Source organism: Actinocorallia longicatena, assembly GCF_039534125.1.
GTDB lineage: Bacteria > Actinomycetota > Actinomycetes > Streptosporangiales > Streptosporangiaceae > Actinocorallia > Actinocorallia longicatena.
Genome location: NZ_BAAAUV010000031.1, coordinates 1 through 18,002, shown reverse-complemented (window position 1 = coordinate 18,002; position 18,002 = coordinate 1). Strand labels below are relative to the sequence as shown.

The following is an 18,002-nucleotide window of genomic DNA, read 5'->3' as shown; positions in this document are numbered from 1 at the left end:
CATCTCACCCGATATGAAGCACCGCAGCAGGAAGCACCGGAAGAACCGCCGCCGCGCCGAGTTCGCCGCCGACGTCGCCGTCGACGCCGTCGAGACCGCCGAGGCGTCCTGGAGCGTCCTCCAGATCCTCGGCTTCCCCTTCCGCGTCCTCGCCCGGGTCGTCCTCGATTAGGGAACGGTCAGGACGATCTTGCCGGTGACGTGGTCGGTGTCGCCGAGCTCGTGACCCTTGGCGGCGTCGGCCAGGGGGAGGACGGTCTCGATGACCGGGCGGAGCGCGCCGGAGGCCACGAGGCCGGCGACCGCGCGCATGCCCTCCTGGTCGTGCTCGACGAGGAGGGCGTGGGCGATGACGTCCCTGGCGGCGGCCCTGCCCGGAAGATCCTTGGGAAAGGTGCCGAGGGCGATGCTGATGAGCCGCCCGCCGGGCTTCAGGACGTCCAGGGAGCGGACCGCGGTGTCCCCGCCCTGGGTGTCGAAGACCAGGTCGACAGGGTCGATCTTCGTGAAGTCCCCGGTCCGGTAGTCGATCGTCTCGTCGGCGCCGAGCTCGCGCAGCAGGGCGTGCTTGGGCGCGCTGGCGGTGCCGATCACGTGGGCGCCGCGGTGCTTGGCGATCTGGACGGCCAGATGCCCGACCCCGCCCGCCGCAGCGTGGATCAGGACCCGCTGGCCGGGCCGGACCCCGGCGGCGTCCACGAGGACCTGCCAAGCCGTCAGGGCGGCCAGCGGGACGGCCGCCGCCTGCGTGTGGTCGACGTTCTCCGGCTTGGCGACCAGCGCGCGGGCCGGGGCGACCACGAACTCGGCGAACGCGCCTGAGCCGTGCGGATAGGGCAGCATCCCGAAGACCTCGTCGCCGGGCGCGTGGAGCGTCACCCCGATCCCGACCGCCTCGACGACGCCGGAGACGTCCCAGCCGAGGACCAGCGGAAGCCGGTCGAGGAACCCCGCGAACCGCCGGTGCTTCCAGTCCGTCGGGTTCATTCCCGCGGCGCGGACCCGCACCAGGACCTCGGACGGCCCGGGCACCGGCCGGTCCAGCTCGACCTCCTCCAGCACCTCGGGGCCGCCGTAGACGTTCTGGCTGATCGCTCTCATCTTCGTCATGTACCCAGCCTGACGCCCTCCGACCTGGGATGACAGTGACCCGAAGGCCAAGCTGTGCAACAATCGGGCCATGCACAGGGTCGTGGTCCTCGCCCTCGACGGCGTGATCCCGTTCGAGCTCAGCCTGGCGTCCCGGCTGTTCGGAGCCGCCACGGACGCCGCCGACCGTCCGCTGTACGAGGTGATCACGTGCTCTCCCGGCGGCCGTCCGGTGCGGACCACCGCCGACTTCGCGGTCCTTCCCGACCACGATCTGGCGGTCCTGGCGACCGCCGACACCGTGGTGATCCCGGCCGCGGAGGAGTACACGGAGATCACCGACGCGGAGCGCATGCCCGCCGACCTGCGCCGCGCCCTGGCCCTGATCCGCCCGGAGACGAGGATCGTCTCGATCTGCATCGCCTCCTACGTCCTGGCCGCCGCCGGCCTCCTCGACGGCCGCGAGGCGACGACCCACTGGCGGCACGCCGCCCGCTTCCAGCGCCTGTATCCCCGGATCAGGGTCGACGCCGAGGTGCTCTTCGTCGACGCCGGACGGGTCCTCACCTCGGCCGGGGCCGCGGCGGGCGTGGACCTCTGCCTCCATCTGGTCCGCCGCGACCACGGCAGCGCCGTCGCCAACCAGGTGGCCCGCCGGTGCGTCGTCCCGCCCTGGCGGGAGGGCGGCCAGGCGCAGTACGTGGAGCGTCCCGTGCCCGCCCCGGCCGACACCGGGACGGCCCCCACCCGGGCCTGGGCCCTGACCCGTCTGCACGAGCCCCTCCAGCTCGACGACCTGGCCGGGCACGCGGGCATGAGCCGCCGCACGTTCACCCGCCGCTTCCGCGCGGAGACGGGCGTCAGCCCCGGCCGGTGGCTCGCCGCCCAGCGCATGGACCTCGCCCGCCATCTCCTCGAGACCACCGACCACCCCGTCGACCGCGTCGCCCGCACCGCGGGCTTCGGCACGGCCGCCAGCCTCCGCCAGCACCTCCACACCGCCCTGGGCGTCTCCCCCCACGCCTACCGCCGCACCTTCGCCCACACCCCGTGATCCGCGCCGGGCGCCTCCGGAACCCGGAGCTCCTCAGAGAACGGCGCGGGCCAGGGTCCTGAGGGACTCGACGATGTCGGCGTCGGTGAGGCCCTGGGAGCGCTGGAAGGTGTAGACGTCCGGGGCCAGGGGGGCGAGGAGGACGTCGAGGCGGGCGGGGGTCACGCCGAGGGTCGCGAGGTGGACGCGCCAGAAGGAGTAGGCGCCCGTGGTGAAGCGGGAGTGGCCCGTCTCGGTGGCGAGGACCAGATGGGCGTGGGCGGACAGCAGGCCGATCATCGCCTCGTAGAAGGCCGCCAGGCGGTCGGCGGGCGGCGCTCCGGGGCCCAGCGGCGGGGGGCCGCTCATGAGGGCCGACTGGAGGACGCGCTCGTGCTCGTCGAGGAGCGCGGTGGCGATGGCGGCGCGGTCGGGGTAGCGGCGGTAGAGGGTGCCGCGGCCGACGCCCGCGGCCTTGGCGATGTCGTCCATGGTGACGTCGGGGGCGCCGTGGTCGGCGAACAGCCGTGCGGCCGCCTCGAGGATGCGGGCGCGGTTGCGTTCGGCGTCGGCTCTCACCGTCCCCACGGTAGCGGAATATGTGGACGCACTGTCCGGTTAGCCCTGTCGTCTCAAGTGGACACGATGTCCGCTTATTGAGGAGGGTTCTTCCATGCGGCTTCTGCATCTCGACTCCGGGGCCCGTCGCGGCTCGTTCTCCCGAAGGCTCTCGGCGGCCTTCGCCGAGACCTGGCGGGCCACCGCCCCGGACGCGGGCTACACCTACCGGGACCTCGCGGCGCAACCGGTTCCGCACATCGGCGAGGACTGGACGCGGATCTGCGACACCGTCCTCAGGCTGGGGATCACCGAGCCGGAACGGCTGGCGGAGGCCGTCACGACCGACGCCGAGCGGGCCGCCTGGAACGTCGTCGAGCCGCTGCTGAACGAGTTGATCTCCGCCGACGTCCTCCTGATCGGGACGCCCATGTACAACTACTCGGTCCCCTCGGCCCTGAAGGCCTGGCTCGACCAGGTGACCTTCCCCAAGGTCTCCCTCGCCGGACGCTCCATCGTGGTCGCGAGCGCCCGCGGCGGCTCCTATCTGCCGGGCGCCCCCAAGGCCCCGTTCGACCACCAGGAGAGCTACCTGCGGGACTTCTTCGCCGGTCACTTCTTCATCGAGGACGTCACGTTCGTCCACGCGGAGTGGAGCAACGCGCTGGTCGATCCCCTGCTCGGACGGCACGTCGCCGACCAGGAGGCGTCGTTCGCCGGAGCGCTCGCCCGGATCCGGGCCCTGGCGGAGGAGAAGGCGTGAACTGGCTGCTGCTGGCCCTCGCCGGGCTCGTGGAGATCGGCTTCTCTCAGTCGATCAAGCCGACCGAGGGCTTCACCCGCCCGCTGCCCACGCTGGTCTGCTTCGTGCTGGCCGCCGTCTCGGTCTGGCTGCTGTCGCTGGCGATGCGCTCCCTGCCGGTCGGCACCGCCTACGCGGTCTTCACCGGCATCGGCGCCGTCGGGGCGATCGCCCTCGGCGCCGCCGTCCAGAAGGACCCGCTGACCACCGGGCGCCTCGCCGCCCTCGCCCTCCTCGTGGGCGGCATCCTCCTGGCCCGCGTGACCACCCCCGACTGACTCAGATCGCGGTGACTCGGACAGAGCCCGAACGGCTCAGATCCCGGCCGCCTTGCGCGTGTGGGCCAGGAAGGCGCGGGCGGCCGGGCTGACGGGCACGTCGGAGCGCCAGGCCATGGCGACCCGGCTGTACAGCGGCGGATCGAAGGAGGTGTGGCCCGGGACCGCCGAGGAGGGCAGGACGGCCACCCCGTCGGCCCGGGCCGCGAGGTCGACGAGGATCGGCGGGGCGGTGGTCTCGAAGGCCACGCGCGGATGGAAGGCGGCCCGTTCGCAGGCCTCGTCGAAGGCGATCCGGATGCTGGTCCAGGTCGGGAAGGTGTAGACGGCACGATCGGCGAGACCCGCGACGGTGATCCTCTCCGGGAGGCCGGGGCCCGCGGCGACGACCTCGTCGGTCCAGAGGACCTCGGTCGACAGGCCGTGCGGCGGGACGGTCCGCAGGCCCAGGAAGGCGACGTCGACGCGGCCCGACCGCAGGGCGTCCAGGAGGGGGTCGGTGGGGGACTCGGTGAGGGTCAGGTCGATGCCGGGATGGTCGAGGTGGAAGTCGGCGATCAGGCGCGGCAGGCCGAAGGCGGGGGAGGAGAAGGAGGCCACGGTGCCGATCGCCAGCTGGCCGGTCATGAGCCCCGTCAGCTCGTCGATCGCCTCCCGGACGCCCGCCGCGGCGGCCAGGGCGGCGCGGGCGTAGGGCAGGACGGCCTCGCCCGCGGCCGTCAGGGTGACGCTGCCTCCCGAACGGTCGAGCAGCGGCTGGCCGAGCTCCCGCTCCAGCTGCCTGAGCTGGGAGCTGATCCCCGGCTGGGCGACATGAAGGGCCTCGGCGGCCCGGGTGAACCCGCCCTCGTCGACGACCGCGACCAGGTAGCGCAGATGCCGTAGCTCCATAACCACGGATTCTAGCCCTCAGAAGATCCAGCTCTTGGACGTATGGAGCACGGGCGACGAGGCTGGAGGCATGGAGAACCTGACGAAGATCCTTCCGACCGACGACGGATACGACGAGGCCCGGATCGGCTTCCAGCTCTCGCACGGGCACAGGCCCGGCCTCATCGTCGACGCCGCGAGCATCCGGGACGTCCGGGAGGCCGTCCGCCATGCCGCCGCCCACGGTCACGGCGTCGCCGTTCAGAACACCGGGCACGGGATGCCGATCGGCTCCGACGGCGGCGTGCTGATCCTGACCCGCCGCATGGACGGGGTCCGGATCGACCCGGTGGCGCGGACCGCCCGGATCGAGGCGGGCACCCGCTGGGGCGCGGTCGTCGAGGCGGCCGGCGAGCACGGTCTCGCACCGCTCAGCGGCAGCACCCCGCACGTCGGCGCGGTCTCCTACACCCTCGGCGGCGGCATCGGCCTGCTGGCCCGTGCCTACGGCTTCGCCGCCGATCATCTGCGCTCCGTCGAGGTCGTGACGGCCGACGGCGCGCTCCGCACGGTCCGCCCCGGCGACGACCTGTTCTGGGCCCTGTCCGGCGGTCGCGGCGCGTTCGGCGTGGCCACCGCGATCGAGGTGGGGCTGGTCCCGGTGGCGGAGCTGTTCGGCGGCGCCCTCTACTACGACGCCGGGGACGTCCCCGAGGTCCTGGGGACCTACCTGGAGTGGAGCCGCGCCCTGCCGGACGCGATGACCTCGTCCGTCGCGCTGGTCCCGTTCCCGGACGTTCCGGGCGTCCCGGAGCCCCTGCGCGGCCGTCATGCCGCCCATGTCCGCATCGCGTTCACCGGCCCGGCGGAGGAGGGGGAGGAGCTCGTCGCCCCGCTGCGCGCCCTGCCGCGCCTGGTGGACACCCTGCGGGTGCTCCCCTACACCGATTCGGCCACCATCCACAACGATCCGCCGTTCCCGATGGCCTACCACGGCAGCCACGCCGTCCTCCGCGATCTGACGCCCACGATGATCCGTGACGTCCTGGCGCTGATCGGCCCCGGCTCCCCCGATCCGGCCGTGATGGAGATCCGCCATCTCGGCGGGGCGCTGAGCGTCCCTGCGGACAATCCGGTCGGCCACCGCGACGCCGCCTACTTCTTCTCGATGATCTCGCAGGCCCGCCTCGGGCCCGTCCACGCCCGCTTCCTGGACGTGCTGGCCCCGGAGACGGTGGGCGTCCACCTGAACTTCCTCTACGGGGAGAACGCGACCGAGCGGAACGTCGAGCGGGCCTTCTCCCCCGCCGACTTCGCCCGGCTGCGGGAGCTGAAGGCCGTCCACGATCCGGACGACCTCTTCCGGTACACCCACCGGATCCGGCCCGCGCGGGGTCAGGAGCAGGAGTAGCGGAAGGTCGCGTGGCTGCGCAGGGTGCCGGGGGACAGGACCTCGAACGTCGCGGTGCGCTCGGCCCGGCCGGCTCCGGAGACGGTCCAGTCCAGCGGCAGGTCACGGGATTTCTCGCCGCGGGCGATCCGCACCTGGACGGGCTCCTGCGGCCTGGAGTCACTCTGGGTCCAGCGGTAGGTCAGCAGCCCCGGCCTGCCGTTGAGCGTGACCGTCGCGACGACCCTGATCTTGCGCGAGGAGGTCTTGCCGTCGCAGCGCAGCACCCCCGCGGGCGCCTGCACCCGGACGGCCGACACGGCGAGGTCGCCGCGGGTGCCGAGGAGGTACCAGGCCACCCCGCCGATGATCGCGGCGGAGACGGCGATGCTCACGAACGGCATCACCCGGGACCTGCGCCGGCGCGGCCGCGGTGTGGGCTGCCAGACCTTCGGCGCGGCGGGTCCGGCGCCGAAGCGGAGCCTGATCTCCTCGTCGGCGGCCTCCGGCGGCGGGAACGCGGCGTTGCCGTAGGAGGCGGCGCGCGGCTCGTGCCGGGTGGCGTCGGCGGGGACGTCCCGGAAGGTCTCCCCCGCGTCGAGGTGGGTCTCACCCGGCCCGGGGTCCCGGTGGGTGCGGTCCTCCGGCGAGGTCACCGGACGCAGGATCCGGTGACCGTGCCGCTGGCGGCGCTGACCCCGTCTCCGTTGGCCGACGCGCTGCCCTTGTCGCAGTTGCCCGTGCCGAAGATCCCGGCGAAGGAGACCGTGTAGGTGCCGCTGGCCTTGATGTTGCCGATGACCCGGCTGCCGACGCGGCGGCCGTTCCGCAGCCCGTAGACCGTGACGGAGGTGGTGCCGCTGTCGCCGGTGACCCGCACGGTGACGGTGACGGTGAGGTTCGCCCCGGCGTCCGAGACGCTGACGCCGAGCCCGGCGACCTGGACCGGGACGGGCTCGGGCTCCGGTTCGGGCTCGGGCTCCTCGGTCACCGTCGGGGTGGGGGTCGGCGTCGGGGTCGGCTTGGGAGTGGTCGGCTTGGGCGTCGGGCCGGGGGTCGGGGTCATCGTCCCGTCCTCGTCCGGCCCCGGGGTGGCCGACTCCGACGGGCTCGCGGAGGTCGACGGGCTCGCCGACGGAAGCGGCGTGGTCGACGGGTCGGTGACCGGGACGGCCGGATCCGGGTCGTCACCGGGCTTGGCCGGAGTCGTCGGGGTGCCGGTCGGGGTCTCGCCGCCGACCGTGCTGTCCGGCTTGGGGGTCGTCAGCGGCGCTGCCTGCGGGATCGCCTTGCTGTCGGAGGTGTTGACCAGGACGAACGCGCCGCTGCCGAACAGCGCGACGACCGCGGCACCGGCCGCGAGCAGCAGCCCGAGCTTCGGCGCCGCCTTGGCGGCCTGCGGGGCCTTCGGCACGGACGGCTGCAGGACCGTCGAGGCGACATCGCTCACGGCGTCGGCCAGCGGCGCTCCCAGCGGGAACAGCAGCAGCAGCGCGAGGGCCCGCTCCTTCAGGTGCGACCGGCCGCGCTCCTCCCAGCCCTCTCCGTAGACGGCACCGGCGATGGTCTCGAGCTCCCACAGCAGCGCGTCGGCGGTCTGCGGGCGCTCGGACAGGTCCTTGGCGAGCCCGGCGGCGATCAGCGGCCGGATCGGCTCGGGCACGTTCTCGATCGGGACGGGCTGCGACTGGTGCGCGGCCGCGAGCTCCGGCAGCGTCTTGGCCGCGTAGGGCCGGGCCCCGGTCATGCACTCGTAGGCGACCGCGGTCGCGGCGTACACGTCGGCTGCGGGGGTGACCGGGGATCCCGACCACTGCTCCGGCGGCATGTAGGCGGGCGTCCCGGCGGCCTGGACGTCCATCCCCGCCCGCACGGCGATGCCGAAGTCGGCGAGCATGCTGTTGCCCTCGCCGTCGACGAGGACGTTGCCCGGCTTGTAGTCGCGATGGACGATCCGGTTGGCGTGCGCGGCGGCGAGTCCGAGCAGCGAGCCCTTCAGGACGGCCAGCGAGGCCTCGGGGCTCAGCGCTCCGGCGTCGGCGAGCATCTGCGAGAGGCTGACGCCGTTGATGAGCTCCATGACGATCGCGGCGTCGGCGCCCGTCTCGACGTACTCGAAGAACTGCACGAGGTTCGGGTCCTCGAGCGCGGCGAGCAGCCTGGCCTCTTCACGGAAACGGCCGACGAACTCGGGATCCATGAACAGGTCGGCGGAAAGGTACTTGATCGCGACCTGGATTCCCGAGTCGACGTGCTCGGCCATCACCACGCGCCCCGACGCGCCCGCGCCCAGGTCCCTTACATGGCGGTAGCCGGGTACCGTCCAAGTGCTGTCCACGCCAAGTCCTTCCAGCCACGCTGTTTCTCAGCCATGAGACGCACGCCGTTGTGCGGTGGTTGGCGGAACATTACCGCTTTATTGTTACGATTCCCGGCTTCTGGGATTCAGCCGGTCTTGGCCGGTCCGAGCTTCTCGACGATCAGCCGGTAGAGCTGGCGAGGACGCCCAGGCTGGGGGGTGCGGTTGGGCGGAAGCGGCCACGCGAGACCCTCCTCGACGAGGGTGCGGAGCAGCCTGCGCGCTGTGCGCGGAGTCACACCCAGCATGCGCCCGGCGTTCTCCGCGTCGACGATGAGCGGAGCCCCGGACTCGCTCTGGTCGCCCAGCCGGTCGGCCAGCCTGGCGAGGATCTCCAGCCCCTTCGGCTTGACCGGCTGCGAACCCCGCGGCGGGGTGCGCGGCGCGGGCACCAGCGCCCGGCCGTCCCGGTCGAGCGCGAAGCCCTGGGCCCGCTGCGAGGTCTGCGAACGGGCGAGCGCGGCCCGCGCGTGCGTCTCGGCCTCCTGCGCGGTGCGGCCCATCCCGATCCCGACCTCGACGGCGAGACCGAGCTCCTCACGGACCCGCTCGACGAACGGCGGGGTCCTGAACCCCTCCGTGCCGGACGCGACCGAACCGCGCGTGGCCGTCACCAGATAGCTGTGGTCGTCGAGCGGCCAGACGCTGGCGTTCATCCGGTGCGCCTCCTGCAGGAGGACCCGGTGCAGCGCCAGCTTCAGCTCCTCGCGCCAGTACCGGGGGGTGACCCGGCGCGGCGACTCCCGCAGCGTCGGAACGTCCACCAGCACCACCACCAGCTGCGACTCCTCCAGCCGGTGGTGCGCCCCGAGCAGCGCCGCGGTCTGCAGCGCGCTCCGGATCGCCGCCCCGGTCGGCCGGATCCGCAGCGTCGGGACGCCCGCGAGCTCCATCCGCTCGGCGGTGGCGTGCACGCACGTCAGCGCGACGGTCGTCAGACCGCGCCGCCACAGCCGCTCGTGGAAGGCCGCGAGAGTACCCGGGCCCGCCACTTCCTCTCGTAGATGTACCTGGTCAGTGCTCATGCCGATCTCGGCGTAGGCCTCCTCGACCTCGCCCCGCGCCAGCACGTCGATGCTGACCCGCGCCGGGTCGAACCGCTCGTCGAGCGCGGCGCGCAGCAGTGCCCCCTGCAGCGCGGCCCCGTTCAGCGGCACATAGGTGGCCGGCATCGTCAGGACGCCGGCCTTCCGTGCGAAGTCATAGGGGACAGGACTGGCGAACAGGCAGACATCCACGCCCGAACCCAGCCTGACCACCTTGTCCGCGGCCTCTTGCTCGTCCCGGTACGCCGCCGCCACCAGGCGGCTCGGCACCGGAGTGGGCCCATGGCCCATCAGCATGACCCGTTCGACGAGATCGTGCGGCCCGACGACGCCGATCGTCAGGTCCGGTGTCACCGACCCCGTCCGTGGTCCAGTCATGGCTTTTCCGCCCCTGCCTTTCGGCCCGCCCGCGTTGCCCTTGTCGAGTCATCCTCAACACGCGATCGCGCCTATGCCGGTGAATGTGACTCTCTGACGCGAAACCGAATCAAGAGTGCGGCGAAAAAGTAACCTAAGGACAGGGTTGGACAGAAAATCCTCACCATCAGGCCACGTTCCGGTCAGCACTCACAGCCCATGAACTCGCACCCTAAAGGGCCGGATCATGGGCTGTGAAGGACTTCTATGGGTTTGTAACCTGGATCTGCGGTGACCGAAAGTGGCCGGGCATGTACAGGTTTACGGAAGGCCCCGAAGGGGCGCCTCCCAGGTCAGCTCTCGTCGCGCTCGACCTCGGCACCCAGCGCGTTGAGACGCTCGGCGAAGTTCGAGTGGCCGCGGTCGATGAAGTAGGCCGAGCTGATCTCGGTCTCCCCCTCGGCGACCAGCCCGGCGAGCACGAGGGCCGCACCGGAACGCAGGTCGTGGGCGACGGTCTTGGCTCCGCGCAGCTTGGTCGGGCCGTGCACCAGCGCTCGCTGGCTGCCGGTCAGCTCGATGGACGCGCCCATGCTCTCGAGCTCCCCCGCCAGCTGGAACCTGGCGTCGAAGATGCGCTCGTAGATGTAGGACTCGCCCTCGGCCTGGGTGGCCAGCGCCATGATCGGCGACTGGAGGTCGGTCGCGAAGCCGGGGTACTCGTCGGTGATGATGTTGATCGGCCGCAGCGGCTTCTCGCGCTTCACCTGGAGGACCGCGCCCTGCTGGTGGAACTCCACGCCCATCTGCTCGAGCTTGTCGACCGCGACGCCCAGGTGCTCGACGTCCGCGCCGACCAGGCTGACCTCGCCACCGGTGATCGCCGCGGCCATCACCAGGACGCCGGCGTCGATCCGGTCCGGCATGACGGTGTGCTCGATGCCGCACAGCTCCTCGACGCCGTCGACGCGGATGAAGCCGGTGCCGCCGCCGGTGATCCGGGCGCCCATGCGCTGGAGGAAGTCGATGTTGTCGAGGACCTCGGGCTCCAGCGCGGCGTTCTTGATCAGGGTCTGGCCGTGGGCCAGCGCACCCGCCATGACCAGGTTCTCGGTGCCCGTGTGCGACGGGGTGTCACAGTAGAGGGTGCCGCCCTGGAGCTGGCCGACCTTGACGTGGATGTAGCCGTCGTCGGCCTCCATCCCGTGCTCGGTGACCGTCGCGCCCATGCGCTTGAAGCCGTTGTAGTGGAAGTCGAGGTTGCGGCTGCCGAGGTTGCAGCCGCCGACGCCCTCGATCACGGCCTCGCCGAGCCGGTGCAGCAGCGCCGGGACGAAGAGGAACGAGCCGCGGAACCGGGCGGCGATCTCGGCCGGGAGGACCGGGCTGGTGAGCTGGGAGGCGTCGATCACCAGGGTGCGCTCGGCCTCGTGGAGCTCGGCCTTGGCGCCGATGGCCTGGGCGAGCTCGACGGCGCGCTTGACGTCCTCGATGATCGGGACGTTGCGCAGCACGGTGCGGCCCTTGGCCGCCATCAGCGCGGCGCCGATCATCGGCAGTGCCGAGTTCTTGGCGCCCTGGATGAACACGGTGCCGTGCAGCTGCCGTCCCCCACGTACGCGGTAGGTCACGCTCATTCCCCGGTAATCCCTCCTGCTTGGTTACAACCCGTCCGTCCACCGTGGGGCGGCTCTTGTTTGGACGCTCGCCGACCGTGGAAGTTCGGCTACTTCGGCAGAATTCGTTCCGCCTGATCGTACGCGCTGCGGGCGATGCTTTCAGCCTCCGCGCGGGTGGCCGTCGGACCGTAAACGCTGATCGTCGCCAGGTATCCCCTGGATCGGAACACGACGAACCACATCGCGACCTTTTCCGGTCGGCGCTGTCCGCGCGGAGGCTCGGCACCCATCGTGACCAGGCCCACAGTCCTGGAGCCGTCCGCGATCAGGTGGCGGTCCGGGGTGTTCTCCACGACCTGGTGGGTCGACCACTGGTCGCCGACCTTGGTCCGGAAGACCCGGCACAGGGAGCCCACCCGGCGGGCGACCTCCTCCTTGGCGACGTCGTCGGGGACGGCCACGAGCGTCTCGGTGACGGTCTGCCCGGTGGCCCTGGCGAAGGTGGTGAGCGCGGCGGGCGCGGCGGTCGTCCCGTTCTGGTCGCCGAAGGCCTGGTTCACCTGGGCGCACTTCGGCTTGTCGAGGACGACCTGCTGCTGGAGCTGGGCGAAGTTACGGATGGCCTTGAGGCCGTTGTAGGGACCGGAGTCGGGCTCGCCGGCCCGGACGTAGGTGGCGATGGCGGGCAGGAGCGCCTGGCGGAGCTGGTCGGAGGTGTAGGCGGAGGCGGCCGTTCCGGTCGGCAGCGGGGTGGAGTCGGCCTGCGACGGGGAGTTACCCGCACAACCCGCGACAAAGACCCCCAAGACCGGAAGAGCAAGCCACCTGAGCGCCATGAAAAACGACCTTACTGCGGCTTTCGCTGGTGATCAGGGCGACGCGGCGGGGTAAGGGGATGATCAACTGCTTTTCTCGGGGGGGAATTCGGAATGCTCAGGAAAATGCTGGTGGTACCGCTGCTCGCGGTGTCGCTCGTCGGCTGCGGCAGCAGCGACAAGGTCGTCTCGACCGGAAGCCAGGCCTCGGCGACCGCGTCCGGGGTCGTCGCGACGGGGTCCGCCTCGGCGTCGCCCTCCACGTGCCCGACCAAGGCGACCAAGTCGTTCGCCAAGACCCGCTTCGCCGCGGACATGGGCCTCGCGTTCGGCACGTTCTACCGGTGGATCTACAAGCCCTTCCAGGCGGGCACCTTCAAGGCCGGCGCGGACGGCCGCAAGACCGCCATCGCCAAGGGCGCCGCCGCGGGCCTGTTCACCGTGAACCGGCTCAACGCCGCGCGCAAGCTCGTCAGCGCCGACCCGACGCTCTGCAAGTACCTGAAGGCGCCGTTCGACAAGGTGACGGAGTCGATCCAGAGCGCCGTCAACGGCCTCAAGAGCGGTGACACCTCGGCCATCGCCGGTGCGGGCGCCGCCATCGAGCAGGCCAGGAAGGCCGCCCAGGACTCGGGCGTCAACATCACCGACCGGTCGACCGGTTTCTGACCGCCGCGCCGGCCGGCCCGGAGCGGGGAGACGGGCTCCGGGCGGGCCGGCCGCGGGTTACTTCGCTTCGGCCTTGGGCTCGTTGTACTCGCCCGCGTAGTCCTGGCCGGTGAGCTTCTGGATCGCGCCGATGATCTCGTCGGTGATGGCGCGGCGGGCCTTGCCGGGCGGGTCCTCGGCGTACTGGCCGAACTCCAGCGGCGCGCCGATCCGCACGACGACCCGCTGGCCGATCTTGGGCAGCCGGGAGCCGACGGGCTGGAGGTCGGGGGTGCCGATGAGCCCGACGGGCAGGACGCGCGCTCCGGTCTTGAGGACGACCCAGCCGGCGCCGGTGCGGCCCCGGTAGAGCCTGCCGTCCAGCGAGCGCGTGCCCTCGGGGTAGATCCCGAAGACGTGCCCCTCCTGGACGATCCGCGCCGACTGCTCCAGCGAGCCCATCGCCGACGCCCCGTCTCCGCGCTCCACCGGGATCATCCCCATGGAGGTGAAGAACCAGCGGCTCAGCGCTCCCTTGACGCCCTTGGTGTCGAAGTACTCGGCCTTGGCGAGGAAGACGACCTTCAACGGAAGCAGTGTGATGGGGATCACGTAACTGTCGATGAAGGACAGGTGGTTGCTGGCCACGATCAGGGGGCCCGTGGCCGGGATGTTCTCTCGTCCTTCGATCTTTACTCTGAACAGCACTCTGAACACGACAGGTACCACGAGTCGCATGAAGCGATAGAGCAAGGGTTCTCCTGGGACGCCCGGATTCTGCTACTCCACCCTAACTGCCCTGCGTTACCCCACGGTGACCGGGTCGCTACCCCTCAGTAATTCTTGAGCGGCCGAACTGGTTACCGTGAGGCTTTTGTCAGTCAGGTGAGTGGACCATCTCACAGTCCGGGGCTACTTTCCGCAGATGCGCAGGCTACTTCTCGCTCCCTTTCTCTCACTCGGCGTGATCGCGTCGGTTCTCTCGGCTCCGGCCGTCGCCGCGGCGCCACCCGTCCCGGGGTCGGCCGAGTACCAGAAGCGGGACGAGACCAATCAGGCGGACGCCTGGGGGCGGACCGTCGGGCAGCTCACCGACCCGCTCTACCTGATGGCGGCGCTGGCGCGGCTCGGGCCCGTGACCTTCACCACGTGGATGGAGCAGGCGTCCCGGCCGAACCGGCCCGCGATCACGCTCCAGACGCTCCTGCCGCCCGCCGCGATGGGCGACCCGCTGCGCGCGGACTGGGCGGGCAGGCGCGGCCAGTCGGCCGAGGTCGCCTTCAAGAACCGGTACGGGGCGCTGCTGCGCGGCACGGTCTACGCCCCGCTGCCCGGCGCGCGCGACCCCTACACCGGCGAACGGCTCGAGGGGCCGTTCCCCTCGGTCGTCATCACGCCCGGGTCGATCCAGGGGATGCGGCCGATGTACACCTGGCTGGCCCAGGACCTGGCCGAGCGCGGCTACGTGGTGCTGACCTTCGACGTGCAGGGCCAGGGCCAGAGCGAGACCTTCCCGCACATCGGCGACCTGCTCCTGCCCTCCTGCGGCACCGGGCCGAAGCCGCCGAACGAGGCGGGGGACTGCCCCGGGGTGCCGTCGCAGCAGGCCGCCAATTTCGTCTACGGCACGTCGGACGCGATCGATTTCTTCTACGCGACACCTTCCTCACCCGTGCGTGAGGCCTTCAACCCCCTGTGGAAACTGGTCGACCGCTCGCCCGACCCCCATCCCGCGACGCCCGGCCGGACGACCCGGCTGGCGCTGGCCGGGCATTCGCTGGGCGCGATGGCCATCAGCCATCTCCAGGGTGTGGACGACCGGGTGCAGACGATCATCGCGCTGGACAAGCTGTCGTCCGGCAGCGAGGCCTGGCCGGTCCGCCCGGTCGTGCCCGCGCTCGGGCTCCAGGCCGACTACTCCTTCTTCCCCGAGGCCCACGAGCAGGCCCCCGACCCCGCCCGCGAGCTCAACAGGGGATACCGGGCCTGGCGGACCGCGGACGTGGACGCCGCCGTCTTCGTGCAGCGTGCGGCCACCCACCTCGACTACACCGACTTCCCGATCCTCCTGCCCGCCTCGCGGAACGGCGGCAAGGTCGCCAGCGCCTACGCCCAGGCGTGGCTGGCCAAGTACCTGAAGCACGATCCGTCCGCCGACGCCCTCCTGACCGGGTCGTCCTTCCGGTACTTCGAGTCCGGGCGGTGGCGCGAGCTGACCGTCCAGCGGAACCTGTCCTTCTACTTCTGCTCGGCGTACCACTTCGCGCTGGCTTCGGGAAGCGGGACGGCCCACAGCGACGATGTGACGAATGTCGGGTGCGGCTGAGCCCCTCCCCGCGGTAGAACCGGTTACCGTTACCAGTAGGTAACGAGCGGGTATCACACCAGGGAACCGAGGGAGGACGTCATGGCCCTGACGGATCGCATGCCCGACCGGCTCCGGTTGCCGCGGCTCTCCAGAACCAGGCACCGGGTGTCCCACATCAAGGACGTTCCCGTCGAGATGCTCGACGGGGTCGTGCTCCTGACCGACCGGTACGTGCCCGTGGGGGTGGAGAGCCCCCCGACGATCCTCGTGCGGACCCCCTACGGCCGCCGGGGCGTGACGGGGGCGATCAACGGGCTTCCGTTCGCCTACTTCGGCTACCAGGTCGTGGTGCAGAGCGTCCGGGGGACCTTCGGGTCGGGCGGGGAGTTCAACCCGCTGTACGAGCAGGCCGACGGGCTCACGACCGTCGAGTGGATGAAGAGGCAGCCGTGGTTCCACGGCACCTTCGCGACCTACGGGCCCTCCTACCTGGGGCACACGCAGTGGGCGATCGCCGCGGAGTCCGGGCCCGAGCACAGGGCGATGGCGCTGAGCGTCACGGCCTCGCAGTTCCGGGACGCGATCTACATCGGCGGATCGTTCGCGCTGGAGTCGACGCTCGGCTGGGTGTCGGTCACCTCCAAGATCGAGCAGCCGATCGAGCTGATCCGGATGCGGCGGCGCACGGCCCGCGCGGTCCGGGCGGGGCTGCCGCTGGGCGAGCTCGACGCGTTCACGACCGGCAGCTCCGTGCCGTTCTTCCAGCGGCTCCTGACCGGGCACGGACATCCCGAGGACCCCTTCTGGGACGGGCGGCTGCACAGCTCGGCGATCACCCCGTCGCTTCCCCCGGCGACCATGGTCGGCGGCTGGTACGACGTGTTCCTGCCCTGGCTGGTCAAGGACTACATGGCGATGCGGGAGCAGGGGCATCACCCCCAGCTCACGATCGGCCCCTGGTGGCACGCCGATCCGCGGCACGGGCTGGTGGCCGTCCGGGAGGCGCTGGCGTTCTTCCGGGCCCACCTGCGCGACGACTACTCGGGCCTGCGGGCCAATCCCGTCCGGGTGTACGTGACGGGCGCCGGCGAGTGGCGCGAGTACGGCGACTGGCCGATTCCCGGGGCGACGCCGCAGCGCTGGCACCTCCAGCCCGGTTACGGGCTCGACCAGGCGAACCCGCCCCGGTCGGCGCCCGGTTCCTACCGGTACGACCCGGCCGATCCGACGCCCGCGTTCGGCGGCCCGACCCTCCTCGGGATCGGGCGCCCGGTCGACCAGAGGCCCGCCGAGCGACGTCCCGACGTGCTGGTGTTCAGCTCCCCGGTGCTCAAGGACGATCTGGACGTCATCGGGCCTGTCGCGGCCGAGCTGTTCGTGCGCTCCTCACGGACCCACACCGACTTCGTGGTCCGGCTGTGCGACGTGGCGCCGGACGGGACGTCCAAGAACGTCTGCGAGGGCGGGCTGCGGCTCACCGAGGAGAACTGCCCGCCGGACGCCGACGGGGTCCGCCAGGTCGTGCTCGACATGTGGCCGGTCGGCCACCGCTTCAAGAAGGGCCACCGGCTGCGCGTCCATGTCGCCAGCGGCGCCTATCCCAAGATCGCCAGCAATCCGGGCACGGGCGAGCCGATCGGCACCGCCCGGGAGTTCGTGGCCGCCGACCAGGAGGTCTTCCACGATCCGGCCCGTCCGTCGGCGCTTCTCCTTCCCGTGGTCTAGATACCGCGCGAGGAGTTCATCTCGTGGCATGACGCGCCCGCGCCGCGCGTCATGCCACGATGCATGTCGTGAAGATCCTCATAAAGGTCGCGATCACCGCCGTCGCCCTCGGCGCGGCCGCGTGGTTCCTCGACGGCATCACCCTGACCGGCGACGACGGCGGCAAGAAGGCGCTGACGCTGGTGGCCGTCGCGGTCATCTTCGGCGTCGTCAACGCCGTCCTGAAGCCCATCATCAAGACCTTCGGATGCGCGTTCTACGTCCTCACCCTGGGCCTGTTCGGCCTGGTCGTGAACGCCGCCCTCCTCCTCCTGACCAGCCGCATCGCCGAAGAACTCGACATCCCCTTCCACGTCGACGACTTCTGGCCCACGGCGGTCGTCGGTGCCGTCATCATCGCCGTGGTCGCCTTCACCCTGGACATGCTCTTCGGCGACGACTGACCCCATCCCCCGCGCAGGACATGCCACAGGCGTGACCCCGGCCGGTGGGGTCACGCCTGTGGGAGGTCACGCCTGTGGGTGGAACACGGGTCAGTGGCGGCCGAGGGCCCGGTACTCCCAGCCGGCGGAGCGCCAGGTCTCGGCGTTGAGGGCGTGGCGGCCGTCGACGATCCGCTTGTGGGTGACGACCTCGGACATGGCGGCCGGGTCGATGGCCTTGAACTCCGACCACTCGGTCAGGAGGACGACGACGTCGGCGTCCTGGGCGACGTCGAGGGCGCTGGTGCCGTAGCGGAGTTCGGGGTAGGCGCGGCGGGCGTTGGGCATGGCCTCCGGGTCGTAGACGCGGACGTGGGCGCCCAGGCCGTGCATCGTGCGGGCCACGTCGAGAGCCGGGGCGTCGCGGATGTCGTCGCTGTTGGGCTTGAACGCGGCACCCAGGCAGGCGACCTTGGCCCCGTCGAGACGGCCTCCGAGCAGGCCCCGGACGAGGTCGACGGTGCGGGAACGGCGGCGGCGGTTGATCGCGTCGACCTCGCGCAGGAAACTCACCGCCTGGCCGACACCGATCTCCTCGGCCCGGTGGGCGAAGGCCCGGATGTCCTTCGGCAGGCAGCCGCCACCGAAACCCAGACCCGGCTGGAGGAACTTCCCGCCGATAC

At 71.4% G+C, this 18,002-nt stretch carries 19 protein-coding genes; 9 read left to right on the top strand and 10 right to left on the bottom strand.

Annotation, left to right across the window (positions count from 1 at the left end):
- The first annotated feature begins 13 nt into the window (after positions 1 to 13).
- On the top strand, positions 14 to 172 hold the full coding sequence (locus ABD785_RS35405; protein WP_344837419.1) for a hypothetical protein: 159 nt from the start codon (positions 14 to 16) through the stop codon (positions 170 to 172).
- On the opposite strand, the gene ABD785_RS35400 is transcribed toward ABD785_RS35405, so the two are convergent.
- Entirely contained in the window at positions 169 to 1,101 is a 933-nt protein-coding gene (locus ABD785_RS35400) for an NADP-dependent oxidoreductase (RefSeq protein WP_344837580.1), read from the bottom strand. The two genes, ABD785_RS35405 and ABD785_RS35400, sit on opposite strands and share 4 nt — an antisense overlap.
- Positions 1,102 to 1,180: 79 nt before the next feature.
- On the opposite strand from ABD785_RS35400, the gene ABD785_RS35395 reads away from it, so the two are divergent.
- On the top strand, positions 1,181 to 2,143 hold the full coding sequence (locus ABD785_RS35395; protein ID WP_344837417.1) for a GlxA family transcriptional regulator: 963 nt from the start codon (positions 1,181 to 1,183) through the stop codon (positions 2,141 to 2,143).
- A 33-nt stretch (positions 2,144 to 2,176) separates the two neighbouring features.
- Here the strand turns inward: ABD785_RS35395 and ABD785_RS35390 are convergent, their stop codons facing one another.
- Entirely contained in the window at positions 2,177 to 2,701 is a 525-nt protein-coding gene (locus tag ABD785_RS35390; RefSeq protein WP_344837415.1) for a TetR/AcrR family transcriptional regulator, read from the bottom strand.
- Between the two features lie 94 nt (positions 2,702 to 2,795).
- Between ABD785_RS35390 and ABD785_RS35385 the strand changes: the two genes are divergently transcribed.
- Both ABD785_RS35385 and ABD785_RS35380 read left to right on the top strand, forming a co-directional pair.
- Positions 2,796 to 3,443 carry an FMN-dependent NADH-azoreductase gene (locus ABD785_RS35385; RefSeq protein ID WP_344837412.1) on the top strand — a complete coding sequence of 216 codons (648 nt, stop codon included), beginning with the start codon at positions 2,796 to 2,798 and terminating at the stop codon, positions 3,441 to 3,443.
- Positions 3,440 to 3,760 (top strand): DMT family transporter, encoded by a 321-nt coding sequence (locus tag ABD785_RS35380; protein ID WP_344837410.1) that lies wholly within the window; start codon positions 3,440 to 3,442, stop codon positions 3,758 to 3,760. The genes ABD785_RS35385 and ABD785_RS35380 overlap by 4 nt, the downstream gene beginning before the upstream one ends.
- Positions 3,761 to 3,796: 36 nt before the next feature.
- Here the strand turns inward: ABD785_RS35380 and ABD785_RS35375 are convergent, their stop codons facing one another.
- Positions 3,797 to 4,651, bottom strand: coding sequence for a LysR family transcriptional regulator (locus tag ABD785_RS35375; RefSeq protein ID WP_344837409.1), 855 nt, complete (start codon positions 4,649 to 4,651; stop codon positions 3,797 to 3,799).
- A gap of 70 nt (positions 4,652 to 4,721) precedes the next feature.
- On the opposite strand from ABD785_RS35375, the gene ABD785_RS35370 reads away from it, so the two are divergent.
- A complete protein-coding gene (locus ABD785_RS35370) occupies positions 4,722 to 6,041 on the top strand; it encodes an FAD-binding oxidoreductase (protein WP_344837407.1) in 1,320 nt (439 codons plus the stop codon).
- On the opposite strand, the gene ABD785_RS35365 is transcribed toward ABD785_RS35370, so the two are convergent.
- From ABD785_RS35365 to ABD785_RS35345, 5 genes are all read right to left on the bottom strand, one after another.
- Positions 6,026 to 6,676 (bottom strand): hypothetical protein, encoded by a 651-nt coding sequence (locus ABD785_RS35365; RefSeq protein ID WP_344837404.1) that lies wholly within the window; start codon positions 6,674 to 6,676, stop codon positions 6,026 to 6,028. The two genes, ABD785_RS35370 and ABD785_RS35365, sit on opposite strands and share 16 nt — an antisense overlap.
- Complete coding sequence (locus ABD785_RS35360) at positions 6,673 to 8,358, bottom strand: serine/threonine-protein kinase (RefSeq protein ID WP_344837401.1); 1,686 nt, start codon at positions 8,356 to 8,358, stop codon at positions 6,673 to 6,675. Before ABD785_RS35360 ends, ABD785_RS35365 begins: the two co-directional genes overlap by 4 nt.
- A gap of 107 nt (positions 8,359 to 8,465) precedes the next feature.
- A complete protein-coding gene (locus ABD785_RS35355) occupies positions 8,466 to 9,803 on the bottom strand; it encodes a transcriptional regulator (RefSeq protein ID WP_344837398.1) in 1,338 nt (445 codons plus the stop codon).
- 332 nt (positions 9,804 to 10,135) lie between these two features.
- Positions 10,136 to 11,419 carry a UDP-N-acetylglucosamine 1-carboxyvinyltransferase gene (murA, locus tag ABD785_RS35350; RefSeq protein WP_344837396.1) on the bottom strand — a complete coding sequence of 428 codons (1,284 nt, stop codon included), beginning with the start codon at positions 11,417 to 11,419 and terminating at the stop codon, positions 10,136 to 10,138.
- Between the two features lie 89 nt (positions 11,420 to 11,508).
- Positions 11,509 to 12,207 (bottom strand): hypothetical protein, encoded by a 699-nt coding sequence (locus ABD785_RS35345; RefSeq protein ID WP_344837394.1) that lies wholly within the window; start codon positions 12,205 to 12,207, stop codon positions 11,509 to 11,511.
- Positions 12,208 to 12,342: 135 nt separating this feature from the next.
- Here ABD785_RS35345 and ABD785_RS35340 point away from each other — a divergent pair, with 135 nt between their 5' ends.
- Positions 12,343 to 12,885, top strand: coding sequence for a hypothetical protein (locus ABD785_RS35340; RefSeq protein ID WP_344837391.1), 543 nt, complete (start codon positions 12,343 to 12,345; stop codon positions 12,883 to 12,885).
- 57 nt (positions 12,886 to 12,942) lie between these two features.
- Here the strand turns inward: ABD785_RS35340 and ABD785_RS35335 are convergent, their stop codons facing one another.
- Positions 12,943 to 13,572: a lysophospholipid acyltransferase family protein gene (locus ABD785_RS35335; protein ID WP_344837388.1), complete on the bottom strand. Its 630-nt coding sequence runs from the start codon at positions 13,570 to 13,572 to the stop codon at positions 12,943 to 12,945.
- A 217-nt stretch (positions 13,573 to 13,789) separates the two neighbouring features.
- On the opposite strand from ABD785_RS35335, the gene ABD785_RS35330 reads away from it, so the two are divergent.
- The 3 genes from ABD785_RS35330 to ABD785_RS35320 all read left to right on the top strand — a co-directional run bounded on the left by ABD785_RS35330 (position 13,790) and on the right by ABD785_RS35320 (position 17,340).
- Entirely contained in the window at positions 13,790 to 15,190 is a 1,401-nt protein-coding gene (locus ABD785_RS35330) for an alpha/beta hydrolase family protein (protein ID WP_344837386.1), read from the top strand.
- 81 nt (positions 15,191 to 15,271) lie between these two features.
- On the top strand, positions 15,272 to 16,897 hold the full coding sequence (locus ABD785_RS35325) for a CocE/NonD family hydrolase (protein WP_344837383.1): 1,626 nt from the start codon (positions 15,272 to 15,274) through the stop codon (positions 16,895 to 16,897).
- A 59-nt stretch (positions 16,898 to 16,956) separates the two neighbouring features.
- Positions 16,957 to 17,340, top strand: coding sequence for a phage holin family protein (locus ABD785_RS35320; RefSeq protein ID WP_344837381.1), 384 nt, complete (start codon positions 16,957 to 16,959; stop codon positions 17,338 to 17,340).
- Between the two features lie 90 nt (positions 17,341 to 17,430).
- On the opposite strand, the gene ABD785_RS35315 is transcribed toward ABD785_RS35320, so the two are convergent.
- On the bottom strand, positions 17,431 to 18,002 hold a 572-nt coding region (locus ABD785_RS35315; RefSeq protein WP_344837377.1), incomplete at its 5' end, for a UDP binding domain-containing protein.